Below are 24,333 nucleotides of genomic sequence, written 5' to 3'. Positions count from 1 at the left end.
AAAAATGGCGTGGCGATCTCCTGCGGACGGACCGCAGGCCTGGAGCGCTGGGGGACTGAAGTATTGACGGCTCCCGCACCTTTACCGACCATAACAGCCACGGCCACGGGCGTAAAGAGCGTGGTGCGCTTGCGGACGTAGCCGCCGCTCTGGTATACTGCAGACTGTTCAGGGGTTGCTGCAACCGTCAAGGAGTCCGCCTATGCCCTTCAGCTGCTTCCGTCTTTTGTTTCTGCTGCTTCCGATTCTGCTGTCGGCCGGCGCGCCCTGTGCGGCCCACGCCAATCCAGCGGCCGGTCGCCCGCCGCAGTTGCTGCGCATTGTCAACAACAGCGGGGCAGACGTGCTGAACCTGTGCGTCACGCACCAGAGGCAGGTGCAGTACGTACGTCTGGATATGCCCCCCAAGGGCAGCGACCTGGTGGAAAATCCCGGCGGGACGGCGGACCTGCGCGTGGATACGGGCTTGGCTCTCTGGCATTTTGCGGCCATACCCCTGGACAAAGCGCGCGCGCTGACCTTCAGCGGCGGGGATCCGCTGGTTCTGCAGATCGCCCTGCGGCCGGAAGGCCAGCGCCGGCTTACAGGGCAGGCAACCCCGTTATTGCCCGGCCCGGATCACAGTCCCGTATGCCACCTGGACCAGTTCCGCCCCGGCATGACCATGCGGGACGTCTGCGCCCTGCTGGACCCCCACCCCCCACGCGACGACAACGGTGCCGTGCTAACCAGCCTGGGCTTTGCCGGCATGCTCTGGGCGGCGCGCCTTTCGCCGGGCACGGACGAAGGCGGCGTGGGCACGGACCGCCTGGATCACCTGGAACTGCGCCGTCCCCTGGACGCGCCCACGCTGGACAAGCTGTTTGACGCCCTCTATGCCCAGGGCTACGCGCCCTGGCAGGCGGAACTGCCCGGCCTGGACATGAATTTTACGGAAATGACCGGCCTGAGCGCACAACGCCAAAAGGCCCTGCTGCGCCGCACGGTGGACGACTTCATGACCGCCGACGTGGGCGAGGCCACCATCATGCTGGCCCCTGCAACCCTGCTGCCCGCCCTGGATGACGCAGACACGCCCCACGGCGACGTGCAGCTTTTTACCCTGACCCTGCGCCTCGTTTCCCACAGTCTTATTGTGGACGTGGCCGCCTATCAGGGCGGCGAAGGCGGCCGCTGAGCACGCCCACGGCCGACTGCGCCGGTCCTTTGCAAAAACAATAAAAGCCCCCGACAAACCCAAAGAGGTTGCCGGGGGCTTTTATTGTTACAAAAAACGCGTCCTCGCAGTCCCTGCGCCGGGCCCGACGTCAATGCCGCAGCCTGCCGGGCCAAAGCACCTTGTCAAAGCGCCTGGGCAAAACGCCCTGTCAGGCCGTCAGGCCGCCTTCTTGGCCGCACGCATGCGCCGGAGCCAGTTGTACCAGCCCTCAAGGCCCTGGCTATTACGGCAGGAAACCTCAAAAATATCAATATGTTCATTGAGCTTTGCGGCAAAACGCCGGGCACGGGCCAGGTCAAAATCCACATAGGGCAGCAGGTCTATTTTGTTGAGCACCATGGCCTTGGCCAAGTTGAACAGCAAGGGATATTTCTCCGGCTTGTCGTCCCCTTCAGTCACGCTTAAAAGGGCCACCTTGGCGTCTTCGCCGCAGTCAAATTCCACCGGACAGACCAGGTTGCCCACATTTTCAATAAACAGGATGTCCACACCGTCAAGGTTCAGGCTTTCCAGGGCGGTAAGCACCATATTGCTGTCCAGGTGACAGCCGCCGTCGGTATTGATCTGCACGGCCTGCGCACCCGTGGCGGCCACGCGGCGGGCGTCGTTGTCCGTTTGCAGATCCCCTTCCACCACGGCCATGCGAAACTCGCCCGCAAGGTCGCGCAGCGTCCGCTCCAGCAGCGTGGTTTTGCCGGCGCCGGGCGAACTGATCAGATTAAGGGTCAGAATCCCCTTGTCCGAGAGCAGCCGCCGCACATGGGCAGCCATTTTTTCATTGGCTTCAAGCACATTGCGCACTACAGGAATCTGCATGCCGTTCTCCTTGTCGGGGGGCGGCAGGGCCTGCCGCCCCCATGCGGGTAATCACAAAATTCTGCCAAACCGGACGCTCCGGCGCGCTGCATAGGCAAAGCGCTCCAATGCAGATCAGAGCGCCTCAATGCGGTCCAGGTACAGCTCTTTGCCCTGCTCCACCACATGTCCGAATTGTTCGCCGCAGTCCGGACACGGCTCCCACAGGGCGTCCTGCCCTTCCCCGCCAAAAACTTTGCCGCACTGGCTGCAGCGCAGGCGCAACGGCAGCACGGTGATTTCCAGCCGCGCGCCCTCATGGGGCGTATCCTTGACCAGAATTTCAAAACAAAACTGCAGCGATTCGGGCACCACGCCCGACAAAGCGCCGCAGGCGACGCTGACCACTTGCAGACGGCTGCAGCCCCGGTGGGAAATTTCCTCAACCGCCATCTGCAGCAGGCTTTGAGCAATGGACATTTCATGCATGGGGGCATGGTAGTCCAAAGCCCCCGGCAGGTAAAGGGCATCAGGACAATCTTGCCATTCGGCGCAAATAATGTACATTCAGGCCATGCGTCAGCCTAAATTCTCCGGCGTGCACTCCCTGTCCACGGGCTGGAAGGACGACCGCCGCAAGATCCTCTTCTTTGTCTGGGAACTGCCGGACGGCGCCTACGCCGTGCAGGAACTGGACTCCGCGCTGCAGCCTCTGGCGGCAGCCGAGCGCATCAGCACCCGAGCCTTTCGCAAAAATTTTTGCCTGGAACCCGAAGTGTTGGTCATGCCTATGGCCAATCCTGACCCGGCCCTCTGGCAGCCCAGCGGCAAGGTCGCACAGCAGCCGCTGGCCGCAGTGCAGGCCCCAGCCACGACACAGACGCAAGCCTCCAGCCCGGCGACACCGCCACTACAGGCCGCCCGCGAGGCTGCACGGCAGGCGCAGTCTGCCCGTGGAGCAGCTGCCCGGCGTCTGGTGGCCCCGCAGCCGGCCGCGACCCAGCCATCGGACACCCCGTATGCGGCGACGCCGCAGGCTCACGCGGCCGCCCGTCTGACTGTGCGCACGGCAGGCCCCACAGCGGCCGGCCCTGACGTCCGCGTGGCGCGCCAGGCTGCCCCCCCAACCCTTTTCGAGCCCGGCGCGACTGCCCCTGCAGGACAGGCTTTTGATCTGCAAAGGGCGCATCTGGCCCGGCTGACGGAAGATAATCTGCGGGAAACCTTCCGCCAGACCCTGCTCAGACTCAAACGTCCCAAAGAACGCCAGGCGGCGCTGGCCGCTCTGGAACAATTGGCTCAGACCAACGAAAACATCACCCCCGGGCACAAACATATGTTCCGGGATTTTGGCGTGCGCCTGCGGCAAAACGCTCTGCCTGACCTGGCCCTGCTGTTCAGCCGCAAGGCCGTAGAGCTGGCCCCGGACGACGACCACGCCCACTTCAATCTGGCCCGCATCCTCTGCCTCCTGGGCCGTTACGACGAGGCGGCCAGCCATGTCCGCACCGCCATCCACATGGATGCCCAGGAGCCCGTTTACATCAGGATGCTCGCCCATATCCGCAAGGAAAAGCTGCAGCACAAAGGGAGCGCCGCCCCCTCGACGCCGCACTGAACCCGCGTCGGCAGCCGCACTTCCAGCAGGAGCCTTCAGGCATGAACAAAGCCATTCTCAGTCTGTTACTGGCCGTTTGCATTCTCGGCATGGCCCTCATTATGCTCAACGACCGTCTGCGCGGGCCGGGCGTGACGCCGCCGCCCGCAGACTTGGCCGCTCCGGCCACAGTCGACGCGCTTCCGGCCGTCGTGCCGCCGGCGTCACCGCAGGCTGCAGCCCCAGAGGCCGTGCGGCCGGCGGTGCAGCCACTGGACGCAGACGAACCCCCCGCGCCCCTGTCGGCTCCGCAGGCTCTGCCGGGCGCAGCCCCCCAGGCGACGACAACCCAGCCCCCGGCAATGCAGACGACGGCTCAAGCGGAGCGCCAGGCCCCGGCCGCGCCCCGGCCCGAACCCATGGAGCAACCCCGCCCCCACACTGCGGCGCAAACGGCCCCGAAGCCCGCTCCAACCGCCAAGGCTGAAGCTCCGAAGCCCGCTCCGGCCACCAAAGCTGAAGCCGCCAAGCCCGCGCCGGCGCAACAGGCCATCACCCGTTTTGTGATTTTTTCCAGAGAAACGGGCGCCACAGTGCGCTTGGTCGGCAATAGGCCTCTGGTCTACAAGCCTATGCAGCTCACCGGCCCGCACAGGGTAGTGGTGGATTTGGACGGCACATGGCAGATCAAGGCCCCGGGCGTGCCCAAAAATCCCTTGGTGACCAACGTGCGTATCGGCAAAATGGGCGACAGAACCCGCGTGGTCATTGACCTGACGGCCAAGCCCCAAAAAACGCGCTACACACTTTCCAAGGACAAGCGTACCCTGGATATCCGTGTGGACCAGTAAACGCTATCCGCCCGCCCTGCAGCGCCGCGCGGGTTGCTCCTGCGCGGCCATTTTTATTGGGAAAAAAGGTTGCGCCCTGAGGCAAAAACCGATGCGACACCGCTTCTCAAAGGTAATTTGCTTCTAGAGCAGTTTACGAATGAAATGAGCTAACTGCTCTGCAAGGATTTTCTTGAAAATCCTTGCCACTAAATGCGAGAAGGCAGGCTTTTGCCTGCCGTAAGCGAGCATTTCAAGTGTTAAATGCTCTAAGGGCGGCCAGCACCACAACACTATTGCCCCGTGCGCAGGCTTGTCTGCGCACACAGGGATCTGGAGCGTTTCTTTTTTTCAATTTCCCGGCTTACCCGCTGAAAAAAATCTTCGGGCGGCACCTCCAGCGCATCACAGATGGCATAGACGGCATTGACCGTAGGTCGCTTCAATCGCTGCTCAATCTCGCGCAAGTAGCGCCGTTCAAGACTGGCCCTCTCTGCCAGCGACGATTTGGTCATGCCCCGCTCCGTGCGCAGAGCCTCGATGACTTCCGCAAGAGCTTCAGCCAGATAAGGGTACACTTGCATAGAATGACAATACACAAAATCCCACAGGAGAACATGAGCTATAGTACCCAAACGCAATAGCGACATCTAACTGCTAATATTTTTGCAACAAAAACAAAAACCTTCCTGGCTGAATTTTTTTCATCAAAAAATTTATCAATAATTTACTATAGTTATATATAAAATTATTTTTCTTCAGGCAAAAACTCACTAAGACTTTATAATGACTTTTTCCAGATAGAAATAAGATAAAGAAACAGTTATTTCAGTTTTATTTTTGTGCAGAAAATGTTGTTAAACAAAATACAGCATATATTTATTTTTTAAATAAACATAAAAATAGATATATCATTGCTATATAATTTAGATAGTATGTTATCTCAAAAAAATAGTATCATATTTTTACTACTGCAATAAATAGCAAAAAAAACATAATACTAATTTTATTTTATATTTTTATAGTAAAAAATCTTATTACTTTTGACTTAAAAATTAAAACATAAATAATTTTTAACCATAGAATATATTACTAACAAACTAATTTGAAAAATTTTCACCACAGCATCGTCTGGGCACAATACATGCAAGAAAAAATACATCTTGCATGAATATGATGAAACCGCTACACTTTTTGACAACGATGGCATGCCGTGAACAAAGGCCCCAAAAAGCTCTGGGAGCGCGGCCTCAAAAGGTCCGCTTTATACGCAACCAGCGTCCGCGTGACGTTTGGTTGGGGCAACAGCGGCAGACCGTGCACGGGCGTGGTCCGGTTGCTACAGCTTCCGCAGCCTTGCGCTCCTTTTTTTGGTAAATGCGGGCCCGCGCACTCTCCACACCTCAGACACGATACGTGACAAATATGCTCAAGGCACGGCTCGTCCTTCTGACCTCTTTTTTTGTGCTGCTGCTCCTTCTGCCGCCGCAGCCGCAGGCAAAGAGCGGCCCTCAGGAAACCGTGCGCGTGGCGTACAGAGCGTTTGGTCAGTATATGCACCGACTGCCTGACGGCAGTTATCGGGGCCTGCTGGTGGAATATATGGAGGCGGTGGCCCGCAAGGCCCATTTGCAGTTGGAGCCCGTGGATGGCGGGAACTGGGCGCACTGCCTGCGTCTGCTGGAACAGGGCGAGGCGGATATCCTGCCCGGGGTTTTCTACACACCTCAACGCGCGCAAAAAATGCTCTTTCCCGCGCTGCCCATGGGCAATGCCTTTGTGACTCTCAGTGTGCGCGCGGACGACCCCCGCTATGACCATGCCCGCCCAGCTGCCTTTAACGGCATGCGCGTGGGAGTAGTGCTCCAGTCCAAGGCCACAGAACACTTCAAAAATTTTTACCAGGCCCAGAACCTTTCAACCACTGTGGTGCCTTTTCTTTCTACGGCCGCCATGCTCACGGCCCTGCGGCAGGGCACTGTGGACGGCGCAGCCGTGGCGTATCTGGGCGAGAACATGCCTTTTAAGCCGGTCGTCCGGCTGGCGGCGGAACCCTTCTATCTGGCCCTGTCGCCCCGCAAGGCCTACCTGCTCGCCGACATCAACGCCGCGCAGCGCGAAATGGCCCGGGACGCCGCCGATCACAGTCTGGAACTTTTACAAAAAAAAACTGTCGCCCTGCCGCGCCATAACGACTTCACCGCCGAGGAAGAAGATTTCATCAAGCACGGGCGGCCCATTACCGTGGCCTACGGCCCGGACGCCCCGCCGCTGCAGTATCAGGACGCCCAGACAGGCGCCTTTACCGGCATCGTCCGCAACATATTTACACAACTGGAACAAAACTGCGGCCTGCGCTTCCACTATGTGCCCATGCCGCTCCCCCGGGCAGTGGAGCTGGCTGAAAAAAATGAAATTGACGTTCTGGCCTGCCTGACCGGGGATTTTTTGCAGGACAAATCCCTTAACCTGCGCACCAGTCGTCCCTACCTGCGCTCCGTCAGCGTGCGCCTGAGCCGAGGAGATATCCGCGCCACGGACGAGGCGCGGGTGGCCCTGCAGGAAGGGCTTCTGCTCTCTGCCCAGGCGGCGGCAGCCCTTCCCGGCCGCAACATTGTGCAGCACCAGAGCCTGCGCGCCTGCCTGGACGACCTGACAGGGAACAGGGTGGACGCCGTCTACACCAATCTGCACATGGCCAGAGCCCTTCTGGCCGAACCACCCTACGCCGGACTGCGCGTGGAAGTGCAGCCCCACCTGCTCAGCAACCTGCGCATGGGCGTGGCTCCCCAGGCAGACAGCAGGATATTCAGCATCCTGGACAAATGCCTGCAGGCTTTGCCCCCCACGGATATTGACGGACCCGTGCTGGCAAATCTGCCCGCCACGGGCAAGGTCAGCTTGCCGGAATTTATCCGCCAGCACCCAGTGGGAACCATGGGGGGCACCGTTGCCGTCTTTGGCCTTGTGGTGGCGCTGCTGGCCTGCGCGCTGGCCATCAAATCCGGCAGCAAAAGGCGTATTGAAAACCTGCTCTACCGCGACGTCCTCACCGGCATGCCCAACCTGGAAAAATTCCGTGAAGACAGTACCCAGTTGCTCAAAACTGGCCAGGATCGTTACGCCCTGCTTATGGGCGACATCTGCCAGTTCAAAGCCATCAACGACCAGCTGGGCTTTTCTCGCGGGGATGAGGTGTTGCGCGCCTACAGCGCAATTTTGCAGGGACGGGTTTCCTCTGCCGAGCGTTGCGCCCGCGTTTCTTCGGATATTTTTGTATTGCTGCTGCGCTACACCGGCTGGGAACAGCTCAGCGCACGCATGGGCCAGATAGAAAGCGCCCTGGATTCCTGGCGGCGCTCACAGGAGCTGCCCTATAAAATCTGCACCGTCTACGGCGCCTATGAGGTGCTTGCCGACGAGGACAAGGACGTGCAGCGCATGCTGGACCTGGCCAACTACGCCCGCCATGAAGCCAAACGCACCCCCAACACGCGGCTTATGCGCTATGACGAACAAATGCGCCAGGAGGCCTTGCTGCATCAGGAGCTGAACAGCAGGCTGGAAACGGCGCTGAGCAACGGCGAACTGACGCCCTGGTTCCAGGCCAAGGTGGATATGCGCACGGGCAGCATTATCGGCGCAGAAGCCCTGGTGCGCTGGAACCATCCTACCCGCGGTCTGCTCATGCCGGGCAGCTTTATTCCCCTTTTTGAACGCAACGGGCTGGTTACCAGCATTGATCTGTACGTTTTTGAAGAAGTCTGCAAAGCGCTGCGCAGTTGGCAGTTGCGCAACTTGCCCACGCACATCATCTCCTGCAATTTTTCCCAGCTGCACTTTGACAGAAAGGATTTTCCCCAGCAACTGGCTGAAATTGCCGCCCGCTACGACGTGCCCCACGCCCTGCTGGAAGTGGAAATAACCGAAAGCGCCATTATGAAAAATCCTGAAGCCGCCTGGATGCAGATCATTCAGCTCAAACAAATGGGCTTCAAAACGGCCATTGACGATTTCGGCACAGGCTATTCTTCCCTGGGGCTGGTGCAGATGCTCAACACGGACGTCATCAAGGTGGATCGCAGCTTTGTCCAACGCGACTTGCCTGGTCAAAGGGCGCAGGTGGTGCTTGGCAACATCATCCGCATGGCCCTGGAACTGGATATGGCCGTCATCTGCGAAGGGGTGGAAACGGCGGAACAGGCCGCCATTCTTATGCGCCTCGGCTGCTTCAAGGCTCAGGGCTTTTTTTACGCCAAGCCCGAACCGGAGCGCGACTTTGAAGCGCGCCTGGCCCTGCAGCCATTTTAGGACAGGGCATTGCAACGTTGCAATGCCCTGACGTGCGCTATTGCAAGGCCTGACCCACTGCCTGGCGGTAGCCCGTAAGCCGCCGCCGCTCCCGGCGGGAGCGGCCCAAGCCGGCCTTGATCTCCTCGTGGGCCTTGCGGGCCATGCTGGTCAGGCTTTCCTGCAGGCGAACCAGCTCCTGCAGGCTTTCCCGGCACTGCTCCACAGAGCTCTCCTCCATGACCGTCCAGGCCATGCAGGTAACGGAATTGCGCCGCTCGGCCAGCGCTACGGCCTTATCATAGGCGCCGCCCTGCATGGCGGCCATTTCCTGCCGCGCCAGTTCCAGCGCTTCGTGCAGCAGGCCTGCGCTCTGTCCCATACCTTCCTCCGCTTTTCCTTAGGGCATTGCAGCGCTGCAATGCCCTACTGCGCCAAGGCCACAGCGGCCATGTCCGCATGCAGTTGCCTGCTCTCGCCCCCCCAGGTTTCGCACAAGGGCAAGAATTCAAACTCCAGCAGATCTGCCAGCAGCACCCAATCCTCGTTTTCCATCACGCCGCTCATTTCCGAAAGCAGGGCGGCAAGGCGCTCCACTCTGGCGGCCTGCTCCCCTGCCGCCTCATGGGCGTAACGCTGGCGCAGCGCAGCAAACATATTCAAAAAGTCGCGGGTCACGTCCAGCAGATCCTGAAAAAGCTCCAGAGCGTCCACATCCGCAGCCTCGCGGAACAGACGGCTCACCTCTCGCGCGCCTTTGGCCATCATGGCGGCCACCTTGTCCATCTCACCGGCCATATCCGTGGCCATGGCGTCCATGGGCACAGAACGCACCTCCAAAGAAGAAATACCGTCGCAGGCAATATCTTCGGCCTGGTGCGGATAAATTTCGGAAAAAGCCTCGTTGTTGACCAGCACATCGGTCACTACACGGTTTTCCAGCCTTACGTCCTGCATGAGGTCCAGCAGCGCTTCCTCCAGATTGCCGAACGCGGCAAGATTTTTTTCAGTCTTGGCGCCGTCGATAATAATCATGATTTCCTCCTGCTCCCCACGGGGAAGATTTTTCCGTAAAAACCCTGCGCGACAACTAGCAATAGTTATGCCAAGCCCTGCAACTTCTGTCGCCACTGCTCCAGATACACAGCCAGTTTTCCTGAAAATTGCAAAAATTCTGCAATATCATCACCCCTTGCCTGGCGCAGCTCACGCCAGAATCCCCCCAAAGCGGCCAGGGGTGGGCAGCCGTTGAGCAGGTTCTGCAGCCGTTCACAATTGCGCAGCAGCAGGGCCCCGGCCCTGGGGCTTTTGCCGGTCAGCGCACCTTGGGCCGCAATGGCCTGCAACAGAGTTACGGCCTGCTCCAGAGCTGCCCCCACTTCATGGGCAAAGGGCGGGCTGCAGGCCGTTACCGGGCAAGGCGGCAGAGGAGAAGGCACTGGGCGGTCCATATCGTCAAGAATATGACGCCAGAAATGCCGTTGCTGACGCATCCAGAGGCTGCGATCCTCCCCTTCCCGCCCCGCCAGGTCGCGCAAATCCATAAAGCCGCCCACATCCCGCCGACTCAACCAAATACGGACCTCGCCGCCGTTGCGCGCCAGCGGCGCGTCCTCCCAGCGGCCCGTACGGCACCAGGAGAGCGCCAGGGCCCCTGCCACAGCGGGGCTGATGCGTTCATGGCACTCCAGGTTGTGGGGGCAGGGCCGGTTGTAGGGGCAGGGATGGCAGTCCAAAGCGGGCTCCAGGCAGCAACAGGCGGGCAGATAGGGCCCCGTGTCCCAGGGCTGGGCCGTGGCCAGAAAAAGGGCCAGGCTGGGTACGCCAAGGCCTGCGGCCAGGTGCATGGTGCCCGTGTCGTTGGTAATAAGCAGGCGCAGTTGCGTGAGCACGGCCGCCAGTTGGGGCAGGTCTGTGCGGCCTGTAGCATTACAAAAAGGCGCGTTGGCCAGATCGGCGTACTCCTGGGCCAGAGAGGTTTCGGCAGGAGCGCCCAGCAACACGGGGCAGAGCCGCAGTTCGCGCCACAGCTGGTCCCCCACGACGGCAAAATGCCGCACAGGCCACTGCCGACGCGCCTCGCTGGCCCCCAGCTGCAGGCCCACAAAGCCTCGCGACTCTGCGGGCGCGGCGGCCAGCAGGGCCAACGCAGCCAGCCGGGTCTGCTCCGAGGGCGTCCGCAGGGCGGCGTCCCCCGCCGCGCCCACGGACGCTGTGCCCTTGGGCGCGCCCAGCATGCGAAACATGTCTACCAGATTGAACGGTGCATTAAGCCTGCCTGCTGTGGTCCCATTGAGAAAGGAGGCCCAGACCCCGTTGTTGCGGCCAAAGCCTTCCGCATCAAGGTCGAAGCCCCGCACAGAGCAGTCTGATCCGGCCAGCAGGCGGGTCAGCAGGCGGGCCGGCAGCGTGGTGGTAAGGTTGATGATTTCCTGCGGCTGGGCCACTCCGCGGACGCGGCGCGTCCAGGCCAGCAGATCGCCGGCGGCTCCCCGCCAATCACGGTCCAGCGCGGCCAGCCACTGCGCCCCCGGCAGGGGCCAGGCCCGCTCCACATGGCGCAACAGGCTCAGCGCGTCGGCAAAATTGTCCAGACAGACCAGCTGCACCCTTCGTCCGCGCCGGTGCAGATCTGTAATGAGCGCCTGACTCTGGAGCAGATCGCCCAGCCTGGTCAGGTTGACGACCAGACTGACGCCCGCTGCCGCGTCTTCCTTGGCCGCAGCCATACGCGCCTCAGGCCAGGGCGGCCGCGCCGCCGTCCAGCAGATTCAATGCCAGCATTTTTTCCTGCTTGAAGCGGTTGGCCACCGCCGCCTGCACGTTGCTGTCCGAAGAGCCGAACTGCCCCGCCCGGATTCTGTAGACATTGCTGATAAGTCTGCGCTCGTATCCAGGGTCTGTGGGGTTGCCGCTCATGGCGTCCGCGCGGTCGAAAATGCGCGCCGCCCCCGCCGGGCCGTGCTGTACGGCCGTGCTCCAGATGACTTCACGCATGGCGGTGGAGAGCGTATCTGCGCTCAGGCTGGTGCGCCGCGCAATGGCCTCCACCGCGGGCTCGTAGTGGCTTTGGCGCACAAAGGCCTCCTGCAGGTCTTCAAAGCGCTCCGGTTGTTCCCTGGCTATGGCCCGCCAGGCGTCGGGCATGGCGCCCTTGCGGCTGCCCGTATTGCCGGGACCGGCCGCACGCAGCCGCTGGGCAAGATCCGGGGCCGCACTGTCCAGAAAATCCAGAAAATCCCCCAGGCTGCCCGCCCGCGAAGAAACCTGGTACTTGCCGTAAGAGGTGCCCCCGTTGCGGTCGTAGCCCACAGCAGCAACGCCGTCCCCGCCCGATTCAAACCGGGCCGAAAGCTGCCCAAGCTCAGCTTCTTCCGCCTTGACGGCGGCCTTGCGCCGCGACGCGCCCCCGCCGGAACGCACAAAATCCCCCAGCCCCGCGCCGCCAAGGCGCAACATGTCCGACGACTGCCCCTGGGTCAGGGCGCGCAGGTGCCGGGCCGTACCCATGCTGCGGGCCAGATCCAGGGTAGAACCGTCGCCGCCCATGCTCTGCATGAGCCCTTCCAGGGCCTTGGTTTGCCGCATATCCGCCTGGGCTTTGTTGAAGGTCTGGGCGCGCAGCAAATCGCTGGGGCTGCGCCCCGCCAGAACCAGGCCGTTCTGGGGGACAACCGTGGGGGCGGCCTGCGCCTGCGCGGCGGCCGGAGGCTGACTGCGCATAAGGGCAGCGAAATTCGCCGGACGGTCCGTTGTCGTGGCGCGTGACCGTGCAGCCTGGGCCGCGGCCCCGGTCGACCCGCCTCCTGTGGGCGGCTGAATAAGGAAAGATGAAAGCGCCATGCGTGCCTCCTGTATGGCGGTCAGTCCACCGCACCCAAGAGGTAGCAAAGACAGTGCCAGAATCCTGTCAGAAAAATAATTCAGGCAGTTGCGAGGCCCGCTCCGCGTTTTCATCCTCCCCCGCCAAAGGCCCGACAGGGGCTCAGCCCTGCCGTTTGCCGCCGCACCGCGCCCGGAGAACCTCGATGAGCAGCGGCAGCAGAGAAAGCACAATAATAACGTAGACAATGATATTAAAATGCTGGCGCACCCAAGGAAGATTGCCCAAAAAATACCCAGCGGAAACAAGTCCACCCACCCAGAGTACGCAGCCTGTGATGTTGTAGACAAAAAAAGTGCGCGGGTGCATCAGGGCAATACCCGCTACAAAGGGGGCAAATGTGCGCACAACGGGGATGAAGCGGGCCAGTACAATAGCTTTTCCGCCGTGGCGCTCGTAAAACAGATGCGCCTTAAGCAGGTGATCCTTCTTGATCAGCCGGTTCTCCCGCGAAAAAATGGCCGGGCCCACATGCCGACCGATAAGGTAGTTGACCGCATCGCCGCCCACGCCCGCCGCCAGCAGCACACCCATGACTTCAGTATACCCCATAAGCCCGGCCCCGGCCGCCACTCCGGAGGCAAAGAGCAGAGAATCCCCCGGCAGAAAGGGCGTAACCACCAGCCCCGTTTCACAAAAGACGATAATGAACAGAATTGCGTACACCCACACGCCGTAGCGCGCCACCAATTCAAACAAGTGTACGTCAATATGCAGAACAAAATTTACAAAATACTGCAAAAATTCCATGCCGCAGGCCTCCGGTGAAGTGCGGGGCGCGCCCCAGGTCGCTCTTGTACCCCAGGGCCGCTTGTGGCACAACTCTGAGATGCGCACCCTGGCCGTTCTGATTTTCTGTCTTGTGGCCGCCCTGCCCCACGGGGTTCGGGCCGCCGAATCCTACCAGGTAGGCTTCTGCACCCTGGGTTCCTGGTCGGCGGACAAAAACCTGCGCCTGGACGTCAATGTCTGGTACCCCTCCGTCCGTCCGCCCCGCGACCTGAGCTACCCGCCGTGGGAGTTTTCCGCCGCCAGGGGCGGCAAGGCTGTGGAGGGGCGCTTTCCCCTGCTGCTGCTTTCACACGACACGGCGGGCACGCGCTTTTCCTACCACGACACGGCTTCGTGGCTGGCTTCCCGCGGCTTTGTGGTGGCCGCCCCTACCCACGCCCGCGACAATCTGGACCATATGGAAGATCTGCTCACCTGGTCCCAGCTGCAGACCAGAGCGCAGGAGCTTTCCGGCGTCATCGACCTGCTGCTGGCCGACCCGGAAACTGCCTCCAGTGTGGACGCCAACCGTATCGGCGTGCTGGGCTTCGGTGCCGGCGGCGCGGCGGCCCTGCTGCTGGGCGGCGCGTTGCCGGACTGCACGGCATGGAACAGTTACTGCGGCATGGCCGGGCGCAACGACCTCTACTGCAACCCCTGGGCGCGCACCCGCATGGACAAACTCTGCCAAAGTCTGCCCCTGACCAAAAGCCTGGCCGACCCCCGCGTGCGGGCCGTGGCGGCCGTGGCCCCCGGCTTCGGCATGCTTTTTTCGCGCGCCGCGTTTCGCTGGTTTTATCCTCCCCTGCTGCTGGTGGCCGCCCAGAACGACCAAAACAACCCCCCGGCCCTGCACGCCCGGCACATTTACAAGAATATGGAAAAGAAACCCCGCTGGCTGTACCTGCCAGGCGCGGACGCCGCCGCCTTTGCCGCCCCCTGCCCGGAAGCCCTGGCCGCCGAGCTGCCCGAGCTGTGCCGCCCCATGTCTGACTCCCTGCGCGGTGAACAACACCAGGCCCTGGATACCGCTCTGGCGGACTTTTTTCTGCACTACCTGGGCGGCGACAACCCGCCGCAGATTCCTCCGCCACCGGATCTCACGCCGCCCCAGCCCCAGCCGCAACCGGCCCCGCCGCCCACGATCAAAGCCCGCAAAAAGCGCGGCTGAGCAGGCTTTGACCCGCCCCTTGACACAACCAAAGCCAGCACATACAGCTTGGGCACAGTAACACGCGCGTCAAGGACCGCGCCCCGCCATCAGGGACGCCGCCGCGTGCGCGACGCGCACCGGTTTTGCCCCATCCCGCAGGGCGGGACGACCACAACCAGGATCCCCATGCGCCAGCTTTTTGCCACTTGCCTTCTTTTTGCCTGCTGGGTTTTCTGTCAGCCAGCGGCTCTGGCTGCCGCACCCCAGGAAACAGCCCCCCCGGGAACTGCACCCCAGGAAGCCACATCCCAAGAAGCCGCATCGCGGGGAGCCGTGCCCGCCTCCCCAGCAACCCTGCCGGCCGCGGCTGTTTCCCCAGCCCCCCGCGAGGCCATCCCCCCCAAGGCTGCTGCCCCCCATAACTCAGGACAAAACCGCACTGCTTACGACGACCAGACTGATCCCCCGGCAAGAACCGCGCCCCGGAACAGGACCAATCCCGACCGCGACGCTCTTTCCCCGGCCGCCCCTGCCACAGCCGCCTCCACCGAAGACGACGGCTGGACCATTATGCCCGCCGGCGCGCGCCCCACGTACATGGGCATCCACGGCGGCACCATGCCCGTAAGCCTGCTGGTCTACGGCGACGGCAGTTCGCTGGTGACCTTTGTGGGCCGCACGGGCAACGATTTTCTGGAGATACTGCGCCGCACAGACCTGCCCGTGCCCAGTCTGCTCAATGCCACGGCCCGGCCCGTAGGTGCGCCCTTGCCTACGGCCAACGGCACCGGGCTTATGGCCGGCAACGCCGCCGACAGCATTCCCGTGCTCAGCCTGCCCGGCGGCATCCTCTCCGGCACGGCGCTCAACTCCGGCCTGCTGCAGCCCTTTGGCCTTTCCGACAAGCCCCTGTCCATTGAAGGACAGGTCACCAGACCGCCCCATCTGACCCCCGTACGCCAATACCGACTGCTGTTTCGCCCGCAATATCTGCAGCCCCGACGCACACCTCGCTGATTCGGCCTTTGCCCCATCCCATATTTGTATTTTAATACATAATAGCATATAGACTCCTCAAAGTTCATCTTAGAGGAGTCTGAATATGTCTTTTGCATGCTACTCGCGCGCTCTGGAAGCGCTGCGCGCGGCCTGCGCGGCAGACACCAACCTGCCCGCGCCCCAGGCCCGACTGCTTTGTGACGGACTGGAAGTCCTGAGCGCCGACAGCCTGGGCTTTACCGCGGTTCTGGACGCGCAGAACCCTTTTTATCTGGAATTTATACGCTATCTGGAACAGGGCTGCCTTCTGGAAGAAGATGGCCTGGCGCTGCTGGAATGTCTGGTCATTTTTTTTCGCCTGCGCCAGACTCAGGAGCCGGAGCGGCCCCCAACCGCAGCGGAACTGCGTCTGCAGGACTACTTTGAACACAGCGGCCTGTGGGATCCGGCCGACGGCACCATGGTCAGCCAGTGGTACTGGCGGCGCATCCCGGAGATGACCTTGGACGCCGAAACCCATTGAGGAGAGATGCGGCGCAGACCGTGCACGTGCGGTCTGCGCCAGCTATTGCCACCGTTACCTGGGCCCCCCCGCACTGGCGCCAGCAGCGGGGGTTTGCCTTCTGTCGACCCCCATATCTTCTGCCGTCGCCGCGCATGGTCGCCAATGCAGAAGGCCGCCCCTGAAAGGGCGGCCTTCTGCATTGGTCAGGAACGCGACGGCAGAAGCCGCCGCAGGTCCCGATTATTTTTTCAGGTTTTCGGCCAAAAGCTCAGCGATGTGGTCCACCTTGATCTTGAGGCCTTTCTTTTCCGCGCCGCCGCGCAGCTGCATGACGCAGCCGGGGCAGTCCACCACCAGGCGGTCCGCGCCGGTTTCCTTCATATGGGTCAGCTTGTTTTCCAGCAGCTGGGCCGATATTTCGGGGAACTTCACGGAATAGCTGCCGCCAAAACCGCAACAGACTTCTTCTTCCTCGCAGGGCACATACTCAGCTGCATCGGCGATGAGCTCCCGCGGGGCTTTTTTCACGCCCAGGCCGCGGCAAAGGTGGCAGGAGGCGTGGTAGGTCACCTTCTGGCCGGAGTTGTTGAAGTCTTCCGGCTTCAGGCCCAGTACGTCGTGCACAAAGGAACTGAAGTCGATAACCTTGGCCGCGAACTCCTGCGCCTCCACCGTAGAGTAGTCCTTCTCCAGAATTTCCGGATAGTGGTGCTTGAGGTGCCCGGCGCAGCTGGCGCAGAGGGTGATGATGTAGTCGTAGTTGCCACCCCGGAAGGCGGCGATATTCTGTTTAGCCACGTCCATGGAGGTTCTGCGCTGGCCCATCATTTCCAGGGGCAGGCCGCAGCAGGACTGCTCCATGGGGAATTCCACGGCCACATTTTTGGCGGCCAGGATCTTGACGGCGGCTTCCAGTTCCTCAGGATAAATAAAGTCCTGAGCGCAGCCGCTGAACAGGGCCACCCGCATGACCGGCTTTTCCACCTTGGGCGCGATGTCGGGCCAGCGGTCGCGGAAGGATTTGCCGGCAATGGCCGGCAGAGCCTTGAAGCCCTGCTTGCCCAGAAAAGCCATGGGCAGGTGACGCATGAAAGGTTCGCCGCGCGTAAAAGGCTTTTGCGCAAAGCTCGCGAATTTGAGCAGACGGTGGAAGAGCTTGCGGTTCTTCATGACGGCGGAAAGCAGGTTGGCTTCCACCGGCGCGCCCTGCTCGGCATTGAGCCGGCTGCGCACCTCGCGGATGAGGCGGGGCAGGTCAATGCCGCCGGCGCAGACATTGGCGCAGGATTCGCAACCCATGCAATTCTGACTCAGGATGCGGGCCCGGTCTTTGCCGTGGAAGAAATAGGTAAGGATCAGGCCGATGGCGCCAATATAAATGTAGCCCATCTTGTGGCCGCCCACCAGACGATAGACCGGGCAGACGTTGGCGCAGGCGCCGCAACGCACGCACCGGAAGATCTGCTTGAACAGGGGATCTTTGGCAATCTGCGTGCGGCCGTTATCCAAAAAGACCACGTGCATGATCTTTTTGTTGTCCGCATTGGCCCCACAGGGGCCCGCGCCGCACATCCAGGTCACATAAGAGGTAAGCCGCTGGGCCGTGGCATTGCGGGGCAGCACCAGCAAGGCCGTCAGGGCGTCGTCCAGGCTGGCCACCAGCTTGTCCAAACCGGCAATGGCCACATGCACCTTGGGCAGGGTGGTGACCATACGGGCGTTGCCTTCGTTGGTCACTGTGGAAACCGCGCCGTTTTCGGCCACGGCGAAGTTACAGCCGCTGATGCCCATGTCTGCGGCGATGAACTTACGGCGCAGCTGCACGCGGGCCACCTTCACCAGGCGCTGGATGTCCGAATCCTGCTTCTCGCCCGTGGCCTTGGTAAAGTCGTCGGCCACCTGATAGCGCGAAAGGTGGATGGCGGGCATGACCATGTGCGAAGGGCCTTCGTGCCGCAGCTGAATGATCCACTCGCCAAGGTCGGTTTCGTCCACGGTGATGCCCTGAGCCTCCAGGGCGGGGTTCAGCTCAATTTCTTCAGCCGTCATGGATTTGGACTTGGTCACCCGCTTAACGTTGTTTTCCTTGGCGATGCGGATGATAATCTCATTGGCTTCGGCGGCAGTGGCGGCACGGTGTACATGCACGCCGCGCTTTTCAGCCTCGGCCTTGAACTGGGTGTAGAGTTCTTCCAGGTGCTGACAGGCGTAGTCTTTGGCCTCGGCAATCTTGTGGATGAGCGCGCGCTCGTCCACATCCTTGAAGACGGCTTCGCGGTTGGCGCGGTAGGCCACGGCAAAGGTGTCCAGGGTGCGGCGCAGAAAGTCGTCCTTCAGGGCGTTGTCCAGTTCCTTATGGTATCCCGAAGAGCTTTTGAGGGCGTCGTGCATGGGTTAGTCCTCCAGAAGAATAATGTGCAGTTCCAGCGGGCCATGCACGCCCACGGCGGCCACACGCTCAATGTCGGCGGTGCGGCTGGGACCGGTGATCAGGGTGGTGTAGGTGGCGGGAGCTTCATTCATGCGTTCGCGCAGACGTTGCGCAATGGACGGCAGGTCCGGATAAATGGCGGATTTGCGCAGCAGAATCACAGAAATTTCCGCAATCATGCCCGCAAGGCGCGCGTCCTCGTTGTCCGTATTGACCAGGCAGGTACCGCTGCCGGCAATGCCCAGCACCGCGGTGGAAAGCCCCACGTCAATGCCCGCCAGGTAGTTGCGCAGGCCCTGGCGCAGACAGATAAAGCCTTTTTCTTCACAGGCTTTGGACAGCTGGGCAAAATCTTCATCGTTCAGTTCCGGCGCAGCCACCACGCGTTTGACGCGGGTGGGCACCTTGTTGGGGCCCAGGGGGCCCTGCTCGGTGCCGGGTTCGTCGGCCAGCAGCTCGGCAGGAGCCTTGTCGGCACAGACGTCCACCACATACTGCAGAGCCGCGGCCATGGTGGGCATTTCCTGCACCACGGCGTTCACCGCCGTGGCCTTGGCGGAAAAGGCGGCTACCAATTCCTCTCGGGTCATAGCATTCTCCTTGTGCGCGGCGCCAGGCCGCGCGGCTCGCGCGGGCGGCCCGGCCTTTTTGCGAGGCCGCCCACGTCACGACGCCGTACGCCGTGTTATTTCAGACTTTCGGCGTAGATTTCCACCGTGTGCTTCACGCGCACGTTGTCATGGTTGTGCGAGAGCACATCCTCCAGCTGCATCATGCAGGCCGGGCAGCCCGCAGCCACCACCTGGGCGCCGGAGGCCACAACGTTGTCGCGCTTGCGCTGGCCAATCTGCCGCGAATAATCATAGTGAAAAAGGTTGAAGGAGCCGCCGCAACCGCAGCAACGGTCTGCCTCGTCCATTTCCTTGAGCGCATAGGCCGGGTTGGCGGCAATGACGGCCCTGGGCTGGCTGGTCACGCCCAGGGATTTCTTGAGGTGGCAGGAATCGTGATAGGTGACTGTAACGGCATTGCCCTGGGCGTGTTCCGCCGGGTGCACCTTGAGCACGTCCACCAGAAAGGCGTTGATGTCCATGGCCTTGGCGGCCAGTTCTTCCGCCTTGCGCTGGGCCACAGAACCCAGCCGGCCGGCATAGCGGGGCCACAGTTCCTTGATGGTGGAGGTACAGGAAGCGCAGGGGCTCAGCAGATAGTCGAAGTCGCCTTTTTCCAGGGCGGCCACGTTGACCTTCATCTGCTCCACCATACCCTTGGCGTCGCCCGAAGAAAGCGCCGGAATACCGCAGCAGGTCATGCCCTTGGGCATGAACACGGCCACGTTGTGGTGGCGCAGCACCTTGAGGCAGGCTTCGGACATATCCGTATACATTTTGTCGCCCATACAGCCGGGGAAGAAGGCCACTTTGAGGCCACCGCTGCGGCGGGGTTCGTCCAACGCGCCATAGCGGGCGTGCAGGGGCGTTTTAGCCAGGGGGCGCATGTGCCGGTCGCCCAGCATGAAGTTGAGCATGGGCGCGCAGACCGTGCCCTGAGCGTCGCCCGTGCGACGGAACATAAGGCCCTGCATGGGCGCGCCCACGCGCATGGCAAAGTTAAACAAACCCGGCTTGGTCAGCAACGAGCGGAAAATCATCTTTTTAGCCGGGTGCAGGCCAAGGTATTCATTGACGATCTCGCGCGCGTCCATAAATACGTCCATAATCTGGACGCCGGGCGGGCAGGCCGCCTGACAAGACCCACAGAGCAGGCAACGCCCCAGCTTGTCGCTCACGGAGGCAGGGTCCTTGAGCATCTCGTGGGCCAGATTGTCAATGAGGGCCAGCTTGCCGCGGGCCACGTCGGCCTCCATGCCGGAAGCGCCGAACATGGGACAAACGGCCTGACACATGCCGCACTTCATGCAGGCGGTAATTTTGTCGTCCAGCGACATGAGGCGCTGGGCCAGTTCGTGCAGAGTACTCATGGAAGGCTCCTAAATACCCACAAGTTTGGTGGGATTGAGCAGCCCCTTGGGATCCAGGGCCCGCCGCATCCGCTGGGAGAAGAGGATGGTGCCGCGCGAGGTTTCCTTTTCCATCCACTTGGCCTTGGCCGTGCCTATGCCGTGCTCGCCCGAAAGCGTGCCGCTGAGCTTGATGGCCGTATCAAACATCTCGTCAATGGCTTCTTCCACCCGGTGGTACTCCTCGGCGTCGCGCTTGTCGCAGAGGAAGGTGGGGTGCAGGTTGCCGTCACCGGCATGGCCGAAAGTGCCCACCTCCACCTTATATTTGGCGGCGATGTCATTAACAGCCTGCATCATGGCCGGAATCTGGGAGCGCGGCACGGTGGCGTCTTCCAGCACGGTGGTGGGCCGGGCGCGCGCCAGCACGGGCAGAGCCATGCGGCGGGCTTCCCAGAGCTTGAACTTTTCTGCGGCGTCCTTGGGCACATGCACGGCGGTAGCGCCGTTGGCCTTAAGCACTTTTTCCACAGCGGCGGCGTCGTCTTCCACCTGGGCGGGGTGGCCGTCCACTTCGATGAGCAAAATGGCCCCGGCCTCACGCGGCAGGCCGGCCTTAGTGAAGTCGTCCACGCGCACGATGGTGTTGTTGTCCAGAAATTCCAGGGTGCAGGGCAGCACATGGGCGGCGATGATGCCGGCCACGGCCTGGGCCGCGCTCTGCACATCGGGGAAAACGGCCATACAGGCGCGGGAAGCCTTGGGCGGCGGCACCAGCTTGAGCACGGCCTGAGAAATGACCCCCAAGGTGCCCTCGGACTGGATCATCAGCCCGGTCAGATTGTAGCCCGTGACGCACTTGACCGTACGCGAACCGGACTTGACCAGCGCCCCCGTGGAATCAAAAAATTCCACGCCCATAAAATAGTCTTTGGTCACGCCATATTTGAGCCCGCGCAGGCCGCCGGCGTTTTCCGCAATATTGCCGCCGATGGTGGACACCGCCTGAGAGCCGGGGTCCGGAGGATAAAACAGATTTTTTTTGGCCACCGCAGCGGCGAACTGGGCGGTAATGACGCCCGGCTCCACCACGGCGTAGAGGTCGTCGGAATTGATTTCAAGAATGCGGTTGAGGCCCGTGGTCAGGATCACCACCGTGTCGGACTTGTCCGGAATGGTGCCGCCGGAAAGGTTGGTGCCGGAACCCCGCACGGTCATGGGGATGCCGTTGTCATAGAGCTTTTTCACGCACTGGCCCAGCTGCTCTGCCGTGGTGGGCCGCACCACCAGCGCGGGCATCACTGCGGGCAGCACCGCGGAATCATACGAATAGCTCGCGCGGTCGGCTTCAGAGCTGAACACATTTTCCTTGCCCAGCAGATCCTCAAAATCCTTGATCAACGCCTGGCTTGCCATAGGGCCTCCTTGTGCACGTCTGTATGGTCTTAGCAGGCCACGCGCCCCTTGCGCAGGCCCTGTCTTCTGTCCCGGACGCCACTCGCCTGTTTGAACGGGCGGTCAGCTTCTTTACGAGAATGACGTTCTATAGCGTTGTTTGTCATCTTTGCAAAGGGGATGCCCCCAAAAACTTTGGTATCACAATATAATTTCAGCCTCTTTCAGGCCGGAATCGCAGCAAGAAGAATCTGTAAAAATCTTGCCTTGACTGCGAGATTGCGCTTTTAGGCACAACCCTGTCTGAAAAAAGGGCTTTGTTCTATAGATAGGAATGCGGCAAGACCGCGTCAAGCGCAAGCAGCGCAGGCGTCTGTTGCTCTGCAGCTGTGGCAGTGGGAAGTTTCGGACGGCTGCCGCAGCCGCGTCCTTCATGCCGGACGCAATGTTCCGGTGTCGCTGCTGCAACAAAGCAGAAAACAAGTGTTTTTCTGACTGCGCAGCAGTGCCGTCCCAAACGGCAGAGCGCGGTCAGATCGCTTCACACCCAGGGTACGCCCCTGAGCTCTGCGAGAAAAAAATTTTCAGCCTGCGGTCCGTCACTTCCGGACCGTACTTTTTTTCCAGAAAAAGAAGTGGGCCAAAGCCATGCCGCCGTGGCCCAGCACATAGCCCAGCAGCAGCCAGACAAAGATGCCGTGCACGGCGGCGGCCCCAGGGGCGGGGTTGCCGTTGGTCCAGGCCACATACATCCAGAGGCCGGAGAGCAGGCTCATGCTCAGCGCGCCCAGGCCCAGGCCCTGCACCACGGTAGCCAAGCCCTTGGCCCTGGGGGCGATGATGCGCTTGCCCCCGCGCAGTTGGGCCAGATCTTTTTTGAGCTGATCCATATCCCCCCACAGGTAGGGGAAATAGTGGCGCAGGCCGCGGGTTTTCAGGCTCCAGACCACCAGGGCAAAGCCGACCCAGCAAAGAATCAGGCCCAGGACCACATGGCCGTATCCGAAGCCAAAAAGTTTGGTACAGAACTGCAGAATGACGAGTACGGCGGCCACGGCATGCAGCAGACGCAGCGTCGGGGGCTGAAAAAATCCAAGGAAACGCCAGAGCAAAAGCGCCTGGGCCGTCAGTTTTTGTCGCAGGGGCATAGTCCTCTCCTTGATTTTATAGTGTGTCCGTCGCAGGGCTTCGGTCTGGGCCGCGGACCAAAAGCGCCGCCCAGAGGGCGGCGCTGCAATGGCGTGGCGTGTCAACGCAAGCACGAACAAGAAAGCATATGAGCCATTTTTTCTTTTTTGGTGCGCAGATAGGCTTCATTTTCGGGGCAGGCTTCCATCTCTATGGGCACCCGCTCCACAATTTCGATGCCGTAGCCGGAAAGGCCCACGATTTTTTTGGGGTTGTTGGTAAGCAGGCGGATTTTGTGGATGCCCAGATCCACCAGCATTTGCGCGCCGGTGCCGTAGTCCCGCAAATCCGGGGGAAAGCCCAGCTTACGGTTGGCCTCCACGGTGTCATAACCCTGGTCCTGCAAAGCATAAGCCTTAATTTTGTTGGCCAGGCCAATGCCGCGCCCTTCCTGGCGCATATAGAGCAAGGCCCCCCTGCCCTCGCGCTCGATCTGACGCATGGCCGCGCCCAGCTGGCCGCCGCAGTCGCAACGCAGCGAGCCCAGGGCGTCACCGGTAAGGCACTCGCTGTGCACGCGGGCCAGCACCGGTTCTGCACCGCCCAGCTCGCCCTTGACCAGGGCCAAATGGGTGCCGGCTTCGTTTTCGCTCTCGTAGGCAATGACCGTAAAATCTCCAAAGCGCGTGGGCAAATGGGCTTCGGCCACCCGCCGCACCGAAACCTGACCGCGGTCCAGCCGGTAGCGAATCAGATCCTTGACCGCAGCTATTTTGAGCCCGTGCTCCTGGGCAAAGCCTTCCAGGTCGGGCATGCGCGCCATGGTGCCGTCGTCCTTCATGATTTCGCAGATGACGGCCGCAGGCTTGAGCCCGGCCAGCTTGCAGAGATCCACACCGCCCTCGGTCTGCCCGGCGCGGGAAAGCACGCCCCCGGCCTTGGCCCGCAGGGGGAAGACATGGCCCGGCGTCACCAGGTCGTCGGGGCGCACGTTGTCGGCCACGGCGGCCAGGATGGTGGTGGCCCTGTCCGCAGCGGAAATGCCCGTGGTCACCCCCGCACGCGCCTCAATGGAAACGGTAAAATTAGTGCCGAACCGCGAGCCGTTGCGCTGGGTCATAAGCGGCAGATCCAGCCGGTCGATGCATTCTGGCGCCATAGGCAGGCAGATGAGTCCGCGTCCGTATCTGGCCATAAAATTGATGGCTTCAGGCGTGGCGAACTGGGCGGCCATAGTCAGGTCGCCTTCGTTTTCCCGACCTTCATCGTCCACAAGAATGACCATTTTCCCCTGCCGGATGTCGGCAACGGCCTCTTCAATGCTGCACAAGGGCATGACGTTTCCTTCAGCTGCCCGTCCACGGGCTGGGTAGAGGT

At 61.5% G+C, this 24,333-nt stretch carries 21 protein-coding genes; 7 read left to right on the top strand and 14 right to left on the bottom strand.

The annotated features are described in order from the left end of the window. The first annotated feature begins 202 nt into the window (after positions 1-202). Positions 203-1,177, top strand: a complete 975-nt coding sequence (locus EB812_RS03125; RefSeq protein ID WP_118229788.1) for a peptidoglycan glycosyltransferase — start codon at positions 203-205, stop codon at positions 1,175-1,177. A 198-nt stretch (positions 1,178-1,375) separates the two neighbouring features. Here the strand turns inward: EB812_RS03125 and hypB are convergent, their stop codons facing one another. Next, positions 1,376-2,035, bottom strand: coding sequence for a hydrogenase nickel incorporation protein HypB (hypB, locus tag EB812_RS03120; RefSeq protein WP_118229789.1), 660 nt, complete (start codon positions 2,033-2,035; stop codon positions 1,376-1,378). A 114-nt stretch (positions 2,036-2,149) separates the two neighbouring features. Beyond that, positions 2,150-2,581 carry a hydrogenase maturation nickel metallochaperone HypA/HybF gene (locus EB812_RS03115; protein WP_242621175.1) on the bottom strand — a complete coding sequence of 144 codons (432 nt, stop codon included), beginning with the start codon at positions 2,579-2,581 and terminating at the stop codon, positions 2,150-2,152. A 7-nt stretch (positions 2,582-2,588) separates the two neighbouring features. Here EB812_RS03115 and EB812_RS11715 point away from each other — a divergent pair, with 7 nt between their 5' ends. Beyond that, positions 2,589-3,632, top strand: a complete 1,044-nt coding sequence (locus EB812_RS11715; RefSeq protein ID WP_207287305.1) for a tetratricopeptide repeat protein — start codon at positions 2,589-2,591, stop codon at positions 3,630-3,632. Between the two features lie 41 nt (positions 3,633-3,673). Then, positions 3,674-4,462 (top strand): AMIN domain-containing protein, encoded by a 789-nt coding sequence (locus tag EB812_RS03105; RefSeq protein ID WP_130957818.1) that lies wholly within the window; start codon positions 3,674-3,676, stop codon positions 4,460-4,462. A gap of 272 nt (positions 4,463-4,734) precedes the next feature. On the opposite strand, the gene EB812_RS03100 is transcribed toward EB812_RS03105, so the two are convergent. Then, a complete protein-coding gene (locus EB812_RS03100; RefSeq protein WP_118229791.1) occupies positions 4,735-5,025 on the bottom strand; it encodes a helix-turn-helix domain-containing protein in 291 nt (96 codons plus the stop codon). Positions 5,026-5,995: 970 nt separating this feature from the next. Between EB812_RS03100 and EB812_RS03095 the strand changes: the two genes are divergently transcribed. Then, positions 5,996-8,752, top strand: coding sequence for an EAL domain-containing protein (locus EB812_RS03095; protein ID WP_165450880.1), 2,757 nt, complete (start codon positions 5,996-5,998; stop codon positions 8,750-8,752). A gap of 37 nt (positions 8,753-8,789) precedes the next feature. On the opposite strand, the gene EB812_RS03090 is transcribed toward EB812_RS03095, so the two are convergent. From EB812_RS03090 to EB812_RS03070, 5 genes are all read right to left on the bottom strand, one after another. Continuing rightward, a complete protein-coding gene (locus EB812_RS03090) occupies positions 8,790-9,113 on the bottom strand; it encodes a hypothetical protein (protein WP_118229794.1) in 324 nt (107 codons plus the stop codon). 44 nt (positions 9,114-9,157) lie between these two features. Beyond that, positions 9,158-9,766 carry a DUF8043 domain-containing protein gene (locus EB812_RS03085; RefSeq protein ID WP_118229795.1) on the bottom strand — a complete coding sequence of 203 codons (609 nt, stop codon included), beginning with the start codon at positions 9,764-9,766 and terminating at the stop codon, positions 9,158-9,160. Between the two features lie 65 nt (positions 9,767-9,831). Next, complete coding sequence (locus EB812_RS03080; protein ID WP_130957816.1) at positions 9,832-11,460, bottom strand: glycosyltransferase family 9 protein; 1,629 nt, start codon at positions 11,458-11,460, stop codon at positions 9,832-9,834. 7 nt (positions 11,461-11,467) lie between these two features. Continuing rightward, positions 11,468-12,574 carry a VgrG-related protein gene (locus EB812_RS03075; RefSeq protein ID WP_118229797.1) on the bottom strand — a complete coding sequence of 369 codons (1,107 nt, stop codon included), beginning with the start codon at positions 12,572-12,574 and terminating at the stop codon, positions 11,468-11,470. A gap of 142 nt (positions 12,575-12,716) precedes the next feature. Next, positions 12,717-13,364, bottom strand: a complete 648-nt coding sequence (locus EB812_RS03070; protein WP_118229798.1) for a DedA family protein — start codon at positions 13,362-13,364, stop codon at positions 12,717-12,719. Between EB812_RS03070 and EB812_RS03065 the strand changes: the two genes are divergently transcribed. The 3 genes from EB812_RS03065 (at position 13,363) to EB812_RS03055 (ending at position 16,060) form a co-directional block, all read left to right on the top strand. Continuing rightward, positions 13,363-14,556 (top strand): alpha/beta hydrolase family protein, encoded by a 1,194-nt coding sequence (locus EB812_RS03065; RefSeq protein ID WP_242621173.1) that lies wholly within the window; start codon positions 13,363-13,365, stop codon positions 14,554-14,556. The two genes, EB812_RS03070 and EB812_RS03065, sit on opposite strands and share 2 nt — an antisense overlap. Positions 14,557-14,871: 315 nt before the next feature. Further along, a complete protein-coding gene (locus EB812_RS03060; RefSeq protein ID WP_207287304.1) occupies positions 14,872-15,555 on the top strand; it encodes a hypothetical protein in 684 nt (227 codons plus the stop codon). A gap of 85 nt (positions 15,556-15,640) precedes the next feature. Continuing rightward, positions 15,641-16,060, top strand: coding sequence for a hypothetical protein (locus tag EB812_RS03055; RefSeq protein ID WP_130957815.1), 420 nt, complete (start codon positions 15,641-15,643; stop codon positions 16,058-16,060). A 222-nt stretch (positions 16,061-16,282) separates the two neighbouring features. Here EB812_RS03055 and ldhH read toward each other — a convergent pair whose 3' ends face one another. From ldhH to EB812_RS03025, 6 genes are all read right to left on the bottom strand, one after another. Beyond that, entirely contained in the window at positions 16,283-18,433 is a 2,151-nt protein-coding gene (gene ldhH / locus EB812_RS03050; RefSeq protein WP_118229845.1) for an L-lactate dehydrogenase (quinone) large subunit LdhH, read from the bottom strand. Between the two features lie 3 nt (positions 18,434-18,436). Further along, on the bottom strand, positions 18,437-19,063 hold the full coding sequence (locus tag EB812_RS03045; RefSeq protein WP_118229846.1) for a LutC/YkgG family protein: 627 nt from the start codon (positions 19,061-19,063) through the stop codon (positions 18,437-18,439). 95 nt (positions 19,064-19,158) lie between these two features. Then, positions 19,159-20,454, bottom strand: coding sequence for a heterodisulfide reductase-related iron-sulfur binding cluster (locus EB812_RS03040; RefSeq protein ID WP_118229847.1), 1,296 nt, complete (start codon positions 20,452-20,454; stop codon positions 19,159-19,161). A 9-nt stretch (positions 20,455-20,463) separates the two neighbouring features. Continuing rightward, the gene (locus EB812_RS03035; protein WP_130957814.1) at positions 20,464-21,849 is read right to left on the bottom strand and encodes an FAD-binding oxidoreductase; all 1,386 of its coding nucleotides are present in this window, start codon (positions 21,847-21,849) and stop codon (positions 20,464-20,466) included. A 578-nt stretch (positions 21,850-22,427) separates the two neighbouring features. Next, complete coding sequence (locus EB812_RS03030; RefSeq protein WP_118229849.1) at positions 22,428-22,976, bottom strand: cytochrome b/b6 domain-containing protein; 549 nt, start codon at positions 22,974-22,976, stop codon at positions 22,428-22,430. Positions 22,977-23,077: 101 nt separating this feature from the next. Next, positions 23,078-24,292 carry a bifunctional 3,4-dihydroxy-2-butanone-4-phosphate synthase/GTP cyclohydrolase II gene (locus EB812_RS03025; protein WP_118229850.1) on the bottom strand — a complete coding sequence of 405 codons (1,215 nt, stop codon included), beginning with the start codon at positions 24,290-24,292 and terminating at the stop codon, positions 23,078-23,080. Positions 24,293-24,333: the final 41 nt, after the last annotated feature.

It is taken from the genome of Desulfovibrio legallii, assembly GCF_004309735.1.
In the GTDB taxonomy this organism is placed as follows: domain Bacteria; phylum Desulfobacterota; class Desulfovibrionia; order Desulfovibrionales; family Desulfovibrionaceae; genus Desulfovibrio; species Desulfovibrio legallii.
Note: the sequence above shows the minus strand (reverse complement) of the source record. Positions and strands in the feature narration are given on the sequence as shown.